Below are 13,307 nucleotides of genomic sequence, written 5' to 3' on the forward strand. Positions count from 1 at the left end.
TACTAACATTAAATAATGGAGGAGGATGCTAACATGGCACATGTATTCATCACGGGAGGTACCGGTTTTATCGGTTCACATATGGTGAGACGGCTGGCAGCCGAAGGTCACCGCATCACAGCGCTGGTTCGGTCACAGTCGCGGTTTAACGCCATTTTCAAGCAGACAGATGGAGACATGCCCCCTTCCCTATCCGCTATTAACGGTGATTTGACCCAGCAGGCACTTGGCCTCTCTCCAAGCGACCGCGAGCTTCTGCTTACTGCCGACGTAATAATTCATGCCGGAGGGCCAATGGATATCCTGCTGAATAAGCAGCAAGCGAAGCAAGTATTTCTAGATGCCGCCGAGCATTTAACCCTATTAGCCGACCACTTGCATAAGAGCGGCCAGCTCCGCCATTTTATTCATGTCGTTGGCTTCAAGAGCCCTGTTACGGAGCAAAATATAAACGAGCAAGCCGCCATTTTGAAGCTGCTAGAGCATGAGTCTCCTTACGAGCGAATGAAGATCACAGCCGATCTCCATATCCGCCAGCAAGCAAAGCGAAGCGGCTACTCCCTTTCCGTCGTTAACCCAAGCGTCATCATCGGCGATTCCGTTACAGGAAATACCGAGCAAACCGGCGGGCTTGGCATTCTGATCGCCTCCGCTAGACGGAAGCTGATGGGCACAGTGCCCGGCGGGCCGAAGCACTGGCTTCCGCTTGTCCACGTTGACCATACCGCCGCATTTATTGCCGCGCTCGTAAGCGAGCAGCAGCCAACGAGCGATACCTACTACCTGCTCGATGAACAAAATGCCAGCCCGAATATGACCGAGCTCATAAGACTCATCAATAAGGAGCTCCGCGTTCCGGCTCCGATCGGTTCGATTTCGCTTTCGTTATTAGGAAAGCTGCTGGGCACACGCATCGGCAGCAAGCTAGGCATTCCCGGGCAGTCGCTCAGCTTTATTGCGAGCAAGCCATTTCCTCTCCAATCCACGAGACATATTCAGCAAAAGCATGCTCTTTACGCATCCGTGAATCACTCGATTCTACCGCATGTGATCGCTGATCTGGACTATCGCCTATCGCACGGACTGAACGGTCGTCCGGACTTTGAGCGCAATAGGCGCGGCCCGCTGGCAACGCTGGAGAATGCTGGCAGCGGTCATCCCATTCTTTTGCTGCCTGGCACGTTTAGCGGGGCCGATTGCTTGCTGCCGCTTGCCGCCGAGCTGAAAGGCCGCCAAGTTTGGGTCGCCGATCTGCCCGGCTTCGGACGATCGCCCTATCATCATAGCGCTAGCGTAATCGAGGGGCATGTCCAAGCGATTATGGAGGCAATCGCTTCACAGCAGGAGCCCGTTACCTTAATCGGCCATTCCTATGGCGCATTGCTCGCAGCCAAAGTAATGGAGCGTATGCCATCGCATCATATTGGCGCCGTCCGCCTGCTTCAGCCCGTACTTCATCCGGCTAATTCGCGGTACAAGAGCAGCATGGCAAATCGTTTGCTTTTGCCGCATGTTACGGAGAATAGGCTGCGAAAGGAGCTTTTAGCACGCGGCTGCTTTGAGCATCCAAATGAAATACCAGATAGCTATATCCGATTTGCGCGAGAGGAGCTTAGCTCCCCGCGCGTGAGAGCCACCTTAGCAGATACGCAGGCTGCTTTAACCAGAGCAGAGCACTTCCGTTTGCAGCCCGAGAGCTGGAACACTCGCCAAACAAACATAATTTGGGGCACCAAAGAGCCCGTCTACACGATTCCCGAAGCCTATTCCGGCATACAAACAACGCTACTGCCTTATGGACATCACTTCCCGGTCTCTCATCCAGCCGAAACCGCCAAGCTATTGCTCCAATCGGGAATCTAGTTGAGAAAATAGAAAAAAGGCGGCTCACCGAGGTCTAATCAGACCTCTCGGAACCGCCCTTATTTTAAGTTCATTACTTATTCTTGAGCATATTCATAATAACCGTTATAGCATCCGCTCTCGAAGCGGTAGCCTTTGGCGCGAATAGATTGCCCGTTCTGCCTTGAATAATGCCCTTGTCGCTGACTGCTTTGACAGCACCTTTCGCCCATGCCGGAATGTCGCCATTATCGGCGAAGCTCGTTGTGGCATTAGGGTCCAGCGTCAGCCCAGCGCCGCTTGCGATCATTGATACCATTTCCATTCGCAAAATGTTGGCGCTTGGACGGAAGGTCCCGTCTGGATAACCGCTGATGACCTTTGCTTTGACCGCTTGTGCAACAGCATCCTTTGCCCACGCCGCGATTTTGTCATTGTCTGTAAAGGCAAGCGCCGCACCAGCACCCTCCGCTTTGAGCGCTCCCATCAACATGACAGAGAACTCTGCACGCGTTACCGTGTTGTTCGGTTTGAATGTGCCGTCGACATAACCCTTCACAATGCCGGATGCAACCGCCTCTTTAATGGCTGCTTCTGCCCAGTGTCCGGAAATGTCCGTAAAGGACGCCGCTTCATCCTTCTTATCTACGGCGAATACAGCAAACTTCGTGAAGTGATCGGATTTTACAGTAATGAGGTTACCGCTAATCGACCCGCCCATCTCAATCCATTGCTTCTTCGTCTCATCGTAATAGAATACGGAGGCTGTATTGCCCTCCTTGATCAGACTCGTATCAAATTTGAAGGTTAACGTGACCGGAACTAAGAAATTAGCAGAAATATTTTTGAGTATTTCAAAAATCGGCGATACCAGCCGGCTCGTTGATTCCACAATACCGCCCGTACCCGTCAGCTTTTCAATGGAAAGCAGCATTTGCTCCTTCGTCGCTCCTGCCGGCACGGAAACGGTGACGCTATCATCCAAGCCTAGCGTACCTGCGCTTCCAGCACCGATCGCAACCTCGCCTTTGCCTGGCACATTACCGCCCGAGCCGCCCGAGCCGCTTTCCCCGCCTACTGGAGGAGTAGTCGCTTCCGGCACATCTACCGCAATATCCTGCGTGCCTACCGTCTCAAACCAACCCTTCACCGTATTAAAATCACTAGAGAAAGCAAGCGACAGCATAAGCATAATACGAGCATGCTGCGGATTTAAATTATCTCCGGCAATAATGCCGTTGCTGCTGCCCGTAATCGTACCCGAACCCGTTCTTGTAGTTGAGACAAACGTGACGCCATGGTCCCGAATGGCTGCTGTTCGTGCCGCGCTCATTTTCGATGAAATGCCCGCCGCTCCAGTGCCAGCCGTAACAATTCCCTTCGCGCCGTCCTCAACTAATGCACGAATCGCTCCGCCGCCGGCTTCCTGATAGCTGTAGGCAATCTCCACGATCGGAAGATTATCCTTCGAAATAAGCTTCAAGTTAAATGGCGTTTTCCAGTCAGCCTGACCGGCCTTCAGCGCTCTTGCGTTAAGGCGGTAAATGCGTACGGCCGGATCATCCACGTAGCCAAGCGCCCCAAACATCGGCGTTTCAAACGTATCCATCCGATGCGAGTTGGATTTCGTCACCTCGCGCGCTGCGTGAATCACATCATTTAGCATAACGACCGTGCCGTACCATTTGGTCTTGCCGCTGCCCGCTACTTTAATCGCTTGATAAAGGTTTGCCGGGCCATCTGTTCCAATTACATCCCAAGGCCTCATCGCCCCTGTCACGACTACCGGCTTCTCGCTTTGCACCGTCAGATCTAGGAAATAAGCAATTTCCTCCATCGTATCGGTTCCCGTAGTCACGACAGCACTATCATAAACTTCAAGCGCCGCGTCTACCGCAAGAGATAGATCGTAGAGCTCCTTCATGGAGTAGCCGCCTGATCCTTTGTTGCCGAATTGGAACGTCGAAACGTCGGCGATTTTATCTTTTCTTGGCAGCTGCGCCACTAGATCTGACATCAGATATGTGCCTGCTGCGTAATTTTGAAAATTGGTCGGATCATTGTCCCTTGCTTTGCCCGCAAGCGTCCCGCCTGTCGCCACTACGATGACATTTGGCAGAGGTGATGCCTTATGCTCCTCAGACAAAGCCGGAATGTTAAAGGTCGGCAGCTGCGGAGCTGCCGTCTCGGCACGAACCGAGCTGGCATAGCCAGTCAGGATCGTGCCAAGAAGAGCCGCTATGAGGAGAGGAATAAATATTTTCTTCGCTGTTTTTGGATGGCTTCTTATGGTCATAACCGTACTCCTCCCCTAAATTATGGCGTCACCGGTGCTGTTTCAGGCGTTGCTGTCGGCACAGTCTCTGTTGGTGCAACGGTTGGTTCAACTGTAGCAGTCGGCAATCCAGCCTCAGGGGTTGGAGCTGGGGTAACAACAGGCTCCGGCACAACTGGCTCAACCAGCGGCTCTTCAACAGAAGTTTTCAACACTGTATTTTCATCCACCGAAATTTCAACGTCCTGTGTACCGAAGGTTGTAAACCAGCCTCTGATCGTGCTTACATCGTTTGTAAAAGCGAGTGAAAGCAACAGCATCATGCGAGCATGCGCCGCATTCAGATTATCGCCGCCAATGACGTTGCCGCTGCCGCTATCATAGATAGAGCCGGAGCCTGTTCTTGTCGTCGAGACGAACACTACGCCTTTATCTTTAATGGCTGCCGCGCGAGCGGTGCTTTGCTTGGACGAAATTCCGCCTGCACCCGTGCCTGCCGTGACGATTCCTTTTGCCCCGTCCTCTACCAATCCGCGAATGCTTCCGCCGCCCGCCTCTTGGTAGCCATAAATAATTTCTACGATTGGAAGGCTGTCCTTGGAGATCGTTTTAAGATCAAATGGCGATGCCCATTTGTCCGTGCCCGCTTTGCTCGCTCTTGCAGGAGCACGGTAAATACGAACGGCAGGATCATCTACATAACCAAGTGCGCCAAACATAGGAGCATCAAACGTATCGTTGCGGTGTGCGTTCGTTTTTGTAACCTCACGAGCCGCATAAATCACATCGTTTAGCATTACAACTGTGCCAAACCATTTTGTTTTGCCGCTGCCAGCTACTTTAATCGCTTGATAAAGATTGGCAGGACCGTCCGTGCCGATTACATCCCAAGGTCTCATTGCGCCAGTTACAACGACCGGCTTCTCGCTGCGGACCGTCAAATCCAGGAAGTAAGCAATTTCCTCCATCGTATCCGTACCTGTCGTTACGACAGCACTGTCATAAATCTCAAGCGCAGCATCAACAGCCAGCGAGAGATCGTATAGCTCTTTAATGCTGTAGCCGCCTGATCCTTTATTTCCGAATTGGAAAGTGGATACATCGGCTATTTTATCTTTTTTAGGAAGCTGCGCGACTAGATCAGCCATCAAATAAGTGCCAGCCGCATAGTTTTGGAAGTTTGTCGGATCATCATTTCTCGCTTTGCCCGCAAGCGTGCCCCCGGTTGCAACAACGATAACATTAGGAAGGCTTGATGCCTTGTGTTCGGATGAAAGAGCTGGTATATCAAATTTTGGAAGCTGTGGCGCTTCTTCCGCTCGAACAAAGTCCATTCTTGTCAGCACCCCAACCATTGCTGCTAGCAGCGATAGTACTAATAGAGGAATAAGAACCTTTTTCGCCAACTCACTCTTTACCATTTGTGTCATATTAATTCTCCTCCAATGTTATATATTTCTCTCTATCTAATTCAACAGTCTATTTTATGTTATATAAGTTAACAAGCCGAAAAATCGCGAATAAAGCGTATTCATTCGTCACATGCTCGTTATAGCTTCTTTTTTGGTTTAGTTTCTTACTATTATAAAGTATACATATGTTAACTATATTTACATCATTTTCGTTTGGAAGCTGCTTTTGTGATAGATGGTAAATGAGGGATAGGCTGAGAATTAGATAGGAGCTCGGCACGGCCTCATCGCGGCTAAAATCCGCTTCATTAATGGGGTGCTGCTCAGGAATATTGTCATGGTACTCGCCATTTGCCCGGCCAAGTTGACACCTGCATAACTCAATGCTATGGTGGACGTCAGAAGGCATTTCGCGACTTTCGCGGGGTGCCTATCTGTCTATTTGGTAAGGGGGTGAAATAAGCATGATACAGGTTAAAGAGTTTATCGATACGGATACCGTATTTGCTGAAAAAAGAGCAAACGAGTTTTTGGCGGAACTAAATGACGACCAGATTATCAACATTTGTTACGGCTCCATGATCAAGACGGCTACATCCGGCAATACCTATCAGCGCAGCACCATCTTGGTCGTTTATAAGCAAAATAAAGAAAAGTAATGAAGAAAGCGGGTGATCCCATCATTAAACCCCGTCAAGACAATCTGCCGCCAACGGAGAAAAAGGGGAATGAGGCAAAGGACATTCGAGGCACAAAAAGAGATAAATGGGAGGTTTTCTTCCACATCCTCTCTTACACGGCAACAATCGGTTTAATAGCCGCGGCTATCGGGTATACCGTTTATCTGTTCGTCAAGCAGTAGAAGCAGCTGTCTTGCAACCGTTATCACATATATCGTACGGAGGTTGGCCATGAACGACTTTACTAACGATCGATTGCATAGGTTAAAGAGCGGAATATTCACCAAGCCGTAGTCCTCCTCATCCCATTCCATTAACAAAAAGAAAGAAGCAAGCAGCCTTTGCCTAATTACGGCGTCAGCGACTTGCTTCTTTGAGTTGTCTGCCAAAAGTAAAAATATTTTTATTTCACGCCCAGCCTCATCCTGTAACTGAACATGACCTCTAGTTCCCTGTCTGCAAAATAATTCTCCACGCTGCTGCGAAACGCTTCTATCGGCTTAACCAGCTCTGTCGAGCCCAGCTTAAACACAGCCTGTACACCGCCTTGGCTAAGCGCCAAACCAACATAACGTTCTGCATGGCATCGTTCCATATTATGAAACACAATCTCTTTCGCGAAGCGGAACAAGCCGCTGTTTCTAATTTGCGTTAAATGCTGCTCCTTGTCCCGTTTGCTTGCACGGTCCTTCTCAGGTATGTTCCTTGCGATAATTTCCTCCGTTCGGTCGATCAGCCGCTTATATTCCGCCTCAACGGACCAATGCAGCGTCGGCGGCCAATCGCAGTCATAGGCTGCAAACACGCCCTCCGGCTTAAGAACGCGCGCGAATTCACGAAGCGTGCTAACAGGCTCCATCCAGTGAAACGATTGCGAGCACGTTACGACATCAACGCTTTCCGCTTCCAAGGCGAGCCTATCCGAGTAACCTTTGACAAAGGAAATATGCCCGCCGTCTGCCGGCTCAGGCAAGTGAGAAATCGCCTTGCCCCGCATATCATCATTTGGCTCAAAGCCAATAATCTGTTCGGCATGCCCGTTCCACACAAAGGAGGACAAGCCCGTACCGCAGCCGACATCAGCAACAATGCCTGGTTTTCGGCCCAAATAGCTCGTTAAAATATCAACAATTGCTGCAGGCGCCTTCGGGCGATGCTGGTCATAATCATTTTCGAATCCGGAGAAACGATCTACGTTGTTTTGAGAATGGCTTCCTAAAGTCATATCACAGCCTCCGTTCCTAATATCAAGGAGCTGAGCTTATTGCTGCCCGCTACTAATAATAATAGCATTGTATTCGCTGTCCTGCGCAATCAAGAATGACGCCGCGTCTTCTAAATAGGATACTTCTACGTACATAATGCCTTTTTCGATAACGACCGTACGCTTCGCGTTAGCTTTGAGCGAAAGCTTCCACTCCTGTTTGGCAAGGCTCAATTCCTTTGCAGCAGCATGCCATTTCAGCTCGGCTCCCCATGCCTGAAACAAGGCTCTGACCGGCAAATACGTTTTATCTCCGTTCTTGTAGGGCTTCTGCGAGGCTGAGAACTTTACCTGCTTGCCCTCCAGCCAGACCTGAACGTCCTTGCTTGCCGGAAGCAGCTCGGCGCCAGCAATCAGTTCCTCTTTTGTATGAACGGGCTTAAGCGCCTTTGGATCAACCGCAAGCACCTTTACGCTATTGTTCAAAGTATCGGCAACATAAAGCTTGCCTGCCGCATAGAGCAAAGAGGAGGGCTGATTAAATTGCGCGGCATCGACTGCTCCAACCTTATCGCCCGGGGCGCTCTGGCCTGCAATTGAAACCACCTTCCGATCAGCCTGCACGGCGCGAATCCGGTTATTCAGGCTGTCTGCGACAAACAAAACGCCTTCTGCATAAGCAAGTCCCCGTGGGCGGTTAAAACGCGCTTCGCTGCTTGGGCCATTTGCATAACCGCCAGTCATGTACCCGGTAAGCGAATCGACGGCAGTCGATTTGCCCGCCACGGTAGTTACTTTCCCCTCATAAATATAGCGAATGAGATGATTGCCGCTGTCCGCTACGTATAAGCCGCCCTTCTCGTCAAAAACAAGGCCCATCGGCTCGTTAAACAGCGCTTCAGCTGCGCTTCCGTCCTTATAGCCGCCCTTTTCGTTGACATTGCCTGCAAAAGTAGCGGTCACACCCTCTGGCGAAATAATGCGAATAACGTGATTAAGCGAGTCCGCTACATACACATTGTCTTTGCTGTCTATCGCCAGACCCGTCGGAGCGTTAAACTGCGCCTCTCCGAACTTTCCGTTTTTGCTGCCCGCTTTGCCGTTACCGGCAGCCGTGTACACGCGGTCGTTTACGATTTTGCGAACAACATGGTTCTCTGTATCGCTCACATAGATGACATCTTTGCTGTTCACTGCCGCGTCGTTGGGCTGATTAAAGGCGGAATTCGCCGTCGTCCCGTCAAAATATCCCGCTGCAGTCTGAGTCGTTACAGGCGACAGCTTGCCATTTTGCCACTTGCTAATTTGATTGCTGCCTGAGCCCACGACAACAAAACCGCCATCAAGCGTTGTTGCAAGCCCGGAGGGCTGAATGATCTTCTCGATCGCTTTTTCAACCTTTATGGCCCCTGCACTCTCGGTTATGGACACATTCCCTTCAACTGCCGCATATGCCGTTGCATGAACGGCAACCAATGCGGTCACAATCGCAGCTCCCGCTGCAAGTAATCGAAATGTTTTTCTCACTTTATTGCTCCTTTCTCTTTTTACGATTTAAAGCCATACAATAACCAAAATTTCTATGATGAGCTCATCTATCTGTTCTTCATTTTTTAAAATCGGAATACTAAGCTCGTACATTCCCATTGGCACGTCTTTGAAATAGTTCGCCTTAAGGACGAGAGTCCGGTTAATGCCGGTCCCCGTCAGCTCGTAAGCTTGCCCTTCCATTTTATAAGGGGCTTCGAATCCATTACAGCTCTCATCATTCTCGCCGCAAAACTTAGAGAGGCTTAACCGCCCAACGTCAAATCCAGACGCATTCAATGTCAGCGCCACGTCAGCCATTTCTTCGTCCGTTTTTTTAAATACGACGAAATGGTCTGATATTTGAGCCAGATAGGAATAGAAAACAACTTGCGCCCTGTCCTGCACTACTTGAGTTTCTGCGTTTTCCCAGCTGTCCGGTTGAACAATGACACCTACTGTAGAGCCGTATGGAACAGCATCCAACAGCGTAACGATTAGCTCCTTCGGATGATCCTCATCAATGACCACGCTCGCTACTCTCGCGATGTTAAGCGGCGGCAAGCTCGTCTCTCCGCCTTCTCCGACTATCGGATTATATGGCCCCTCAGATTCGCCGGGATAAACGCTGACCACCATGGTGTCGACTGGATCGGTATAGTTAGAAGTCATTTGAAGACTGCTGCTAAAAGGCAAGATTAATGTATAAGCATCTGTCATATATGCTTGGTCGCTAAGAATTATTGGTGCCGTTGATTCCGCTACATTCACATAAATGTCAGCATGGACTTCTTCATCATCTGTAAATGTGATTCGTAATTGGTACATGCCCGGATCTACATAATCCGCGTTAAAATACGATGCTTTCAGCGTAACGGACACGATGCCATTATCGACTCTCATGTGGATGACATCATTCAAATTATATTCAAGGAACGGGTTGCATTCAGGCCTTTCATCCAAACCAAACGGCAACCCTTCCTCATCCCCATTGCCCGGACAAACGCTTCTTAATGTAATGTCAAGGTCTTCGGCTGAATAGTAACCGAGCGCAGAAAACGTCACGATTCGGCTAGGTTCTTCCGAAGCCGCCGCGTGCCTGTAAATAATCGGCTCACTTACATCCTCAAGTTTGAAAACAAACCCTTGTCCAGGCTCCCTATCCGTTATTTGTTCATCCGATTGGATATCACCGGTTTCTGCGTTTTTCAGCTGGTCTTCCAGTACCGAGATTCGAATTTCAGAACCATATGGAATAGGCTCGGATAAGGCAACAATCAATCGATTGGAATGTACCGGATCGATGCGGACTGATTCAATGGTATCTATCATTTCACTTAATTCCGTTTCCGTTTCAAATCGTTCGATTTTCACGACGCCTGATCCTTTTGCAGGGAACTCCGAATGAGGACCGTTATAGGCCAGTGCTGTCGTAAACGGCAAAATAAACGTTTTATTATCTATCATGTAAGAGTAAAGATCAAAGTAAAAAGCATTCGTATCGAATACCGGCGGTTCTGGAACAGGCGTCGGTGACGCCGTTGGCGTCGGTGACGCGGTCGGCGTCGGCGACGCGATTGGCGTCGGCGACGCGGTTGGCGTCGGTGACGCGGTTGGCGTCGGTGACACGGTTGGCTCCGGCGACGCGGTTGGCGTCGGCGACGCGGTTGGCTCCGGCGACGCGGTTGGCGTCGGTGACGCGGTCGGCGTCGGCGACGCGGTCGGCGTCGGTGACGTGGTTGGCGTCGGTGACGCGGTCGGCGTCGGTGACGTGGTTGGCGTCACTCCACCCCCGCCACCACCGCTCGATTGTCCCGACTTATCCTCGTAGACAATCGTACTGTTGGATGAAGCGCCTCCAGCAGGCTTGGAGGCCTCGGCTGCTTCCTCCTGCTTCTTCACAGCCATCCATTGCTTTACTTCATTAATCAATGTTTTATCCGCTTTAGCGTCCTTCTCAAGCAGCTGAAGGTAATGCTCCAAGCCCACTAACGGAAGATCGCGATAATCCAGCTTCTCTTTTTCTCCTGCGCCCTCTCCGTCTAGCGGCAGCTGCTCATTCGGATTAACGATTGTCTCATCCTTAAGCGCATCGCCATGCTTCGTTTTTACTGCGCCCTCGAATACGCCGACGTAGCTTGCGTCATCCTCGTATTCAACCGTAAACTGCGTGCCCATTACGCCCATAATCGCGGTAGGCGTCTCGATCTCGAACCTGGAGTCTCCATCAAGCTTCTTCTTAATCGAAACAAGCACCTTTCCCTTTAGCAGGCTGAGGCTTGTCTTGCCGCCCAGCGCCTTGGCGCTCTTAACCAGCTCACTGATAACCAGTGTTGTATCGGTGCCGATCGTTACCACTTTATCGCTATCCAAATCCATCGTCACTTTGCCGTCACTGCCGGTCGTAATGGTGTCGCCTTTCGTTATGGCCATCCCCTTAAAAGCATTAAACTTTTTGGAGCCGCCGCCCTTTTTCACTTCCGCTTTGCCGTCGACAAGCGTAATTTTGCCCGCCTTATCCGTATCCTTCGCAAAGACGGAAGCCGGCAAAATAAGACCCATGACGAGCAAGGTCACGACAAACAGCTTGAAAGTCTTCATTTTAACCCCTCCAATTCATAGATTAATATGCCTTGCTCTTTCCCTTTGACCTTGATTTCGCCAAGCGACCGAGCCTCCGCCCGATCCTTAACGGCCTGATATACCGCATCGCTCAAAATAATCTGCCCAGGCTTTGCGTTGCTCTCCAGCCTTGCCGCCGTATTGACGGTGTCGCCTATTGCGGTATAGTCCATCCGGCTCCTCGAGCCAATGTTGCCAAAGACGGCTGGGCCCGTATGAATGCCAAGGCCAAACTTAACGCCAAACCCAAACCGTTCGACCAGCTTGCGCTCTAGCGCAGCCGAGCCTTCCTTCATCGCCCAGGCCGCTTCCACAGCCCGCATCGGATGATCCTCCAGGAGCAGCGGCGCGTTAAAAATAGCCATCGCCGCGTCCCCAATAAATTTGTCCAGCGTACCGTCAAACTTAAAGATGCAGTTAGCCGCAAGATCGAGATACTCATTTAAAATTTCAACGATTTCCTCCGGCTCCGCCTTCTCCGAGAGAGGCGTAAAGCCGCGGATATCAACGAATAGCACGGTCAGCTCACGGCGCGTCCCGCCCAGCTTCAAGCCTTCCTCGCCGTTTTTCAAAATCTGGTTCACAACCTCCGGCGCAACATATCTGCCAAATATATCAGTCACTCTGCGCCGCTCCAGCAGCTCCTCCACATAGTGGAAGCCTACGACGACAATGCAGCTTATAATGAGCAGCGGCACGACGTAACCAATCGAAACGATATAACCTTGGGCGTATAAATAGCTGCTCCCGATAACGAACAACGCAATAATAGCTGTAACGGACAAAAAGGAAATCGCCATATTCCATTTTCGAAACAGGAAGTAAGCGAGCGCGGCGGCAATCAGCAGGATAAGCGCATTCCATTTCCAATCCAGCTCCTGCTTGAGATCACCCTCGAGCAGCGCCTGAATAATATTCGCGTGTATCTCCACCCCATACATAAGACTCTTTACCTGCAGCGGAGTAGGGTAATCATCCTTAAACCCCGTCGCGTAGGGACCAATCAACACGATGCGGTCCTTAAAATAATCCGCAGGCACCTCGCCGCCAAGAACGGCTGAATAAGGAATCGCTTCATACTGCCCCGGCCGTCCTGTATACGGAATATGGAACTGTCCGAACGCATCGAGCGGGAGCATATTCGCATTCACTTGCTTGCCTGAGCGCTCCATAAACATTTTGTAAATCGTCCAGGAAAAGCTTTCGACATCCTCTCCGTTGTTTGCAAAGCTATATAACGATTTGCGCACGACTCGGTCGCGATCCGGAATCGTATTGATATGCCCAACCGCTGCGGCCGCCTCCTTAAGCGCCGGAAACGGCTCCGATATGCTCAGCGCCGCAATAGTCCCCTGCTTAGCAGATGAAGCAAAGGTGCCGATGACAGGCATGACCACGTTGCCCGCATTCGACACTGCTGCTATGAGCGCCTCATCAGAGGAAGGATCGTCAGCTGACGACGCCGGAAAAGTGACGTCAAAAGCAATGACCGCAGGCTCTCCTTCCGCGAGCGTATCAACCAGCTGTGCGTGCACGCTGCGATTCCACGGCCAGCTTCCAAAATCGTTAACGCTCTCGTCGTCAATGGCGATAATCGCAATCCGGGTATCGGCTGCGCTCTCCTTCTGCATAAATCGATCCTGGAAAAAATAATCCATCGTATCGAGCGTTCCCCTATACATGAGGAATACCGCCAGCGCTGTCAGCAGCGCTATCATATGTACGAGCTTTATTTTCACAATATC

Annotated in this window: 9 protein-coding genes; 3 read left to right on the plus strand and 6 right to left on the minus strand. The window is 50.7% G+C overall.

Translation table 11 applies throughout. The annotated features are described in order from the left end of the window. Nucleotides 1–33: 33 nt before the first annotated feature. Entirely contained in the window at nucleotides 34–1,863 is a 1,830-nt protein-coding gene (locus tag ADU23_RS06925) for an alpha/beta fold hydrolase (protein WP_053373074.1), read from the plus strand. Nucleotides 1,864–1,936: 73 nt separating this feature from the next. Here ADU23_RS06925 and ADU23_RS06930 read toward each other — a convergent pair whose 3' ends face one another. Further along, nucleotides 1,937–4,138, minus strand: a complete 2,202-nt coding sequence (locus tag ADU23_RS06930; protein ID WP_053373075.1) for an asparaginase domain-containing protein — start codon at nucleotides 4,136–4,138, stop codon at nucleotides 1,937–1,939. Between the two features lie 20 nt (nucleotides 4,139–4,158). Beyond that, complete coding sequence (locus tag ADU23_RS06935; RefSeq protein ID WP_082311028.1) at nucleotides 4,159–5,547, minus strand: asparaginase; 1,389 nt, start codon at nucleotides 5,545–5,547, stop codon at nucleotides 4,159–4,161. 446 nt (nucleotides 5,548–5,993) lie between these two features. Here ADU23_RS06935 and ADU23_RS06945 point away from each other — a divergent pair, with 446 nt between their 5' ends. After that, on the plus strand, nucleotides 5,994–6,188 hold the full coding sequence (locus ADU23_RS06945) for a sporulation protein Cse60 (RefSeq protein ID WP_053373077.1): 195 nt from the start codon (nucleotides 5,994–5,996) through the stop codon (nucleotides 6,186–6,188). Beyond that, nucleotides 6,188–6,391: a hypothetical protein gene (locus ADU23_RS06950; protein WP_053373078.1), complete on the plus strand. Its 204-nt coding sequence runs from the start codon at nucleotides 6,188–6,190 to the stop codon at nucleotides 6,389–6,391. The genes ADU23_RS06945 and ADU23_RS06950 overlap by 1 nt, the downstream gene beginning before the upstream one ends. Before the next feature lie 221 nt (nucleotides 6,392–6,612). On the opposite strand, the gene ADU23_RS06955 is transcribed toward ADU23_RS06950, so the two are convergent. Genes ADU23_RS06955 through ADU23_RS06970 form a run of 4 tightly spaced genes read right to left on the minus strand, consistent with a single transcriptional unit; the run spans nucleotide 6,613 to nucleotide 13,301 of the window. After that, complete coding sequence (locus tag ADU23_RS06955) at nucleotides 6,613–7,434, minus strand: class I SAM-dependent methyltransferase (RefSeq protein ID WP_053373079.1); 822 nt, start codon at nucleotides 7,432–7,434, stop codon at nucleotides 6,613–6,615. 36 nt (nucleotides 7,435–7,470) lie between these two features. After that, complete coding sequence (locus ADU23_RS06960) at nucleotides 7,471–8,940, minus strand: NHL domain-containing protein (RefSeq protein ID WP_053373080.1); 1,470 nt, start codon at nucleotides 8,938–8,940, stop codon at nucleotides 7,471–7,473. 27 nt (nucleotides 8,941–8,967) lie between these two features. Beyond that, complete coding sequence (locus ADU23_RS06965) at nucleotides 8,968–11,541, minus strand: FecR family protein (protein WP_053373081.1); 2,574 nt, start codon at nucleotides 11,539–11,541, stop codon at nucleotides 8,968–8,970. After that, nucleotides 11,538–13,301: a CHASE2 domain-containing protein gene (locus tag ADU23_RS06970; RefSeq protein ID WP_053373082.1), complete on the minus strand. Its 1,764-nt coding sequence runs from the start codon at nucleotides 13,299–13,301 to the stop codon at nucleotides 11,538–11,540. Before ADU23_RS06970 ends, ADU23_RS06965 begins: the two co-directional genes overlap by 4 nt. Nucleotides 13,302–13,307: the final 6 nt, after the last annotated feature.

Origin of the sequence: Paenibacillus sp. FJAT-27812, from assembly GCF_001273905.1 — a bacterium.
Lineage (GTDB): Bacteria > Bacillota > Bacilli > Paenibacillales > Paenibacillaceae > Pristimantibacillus.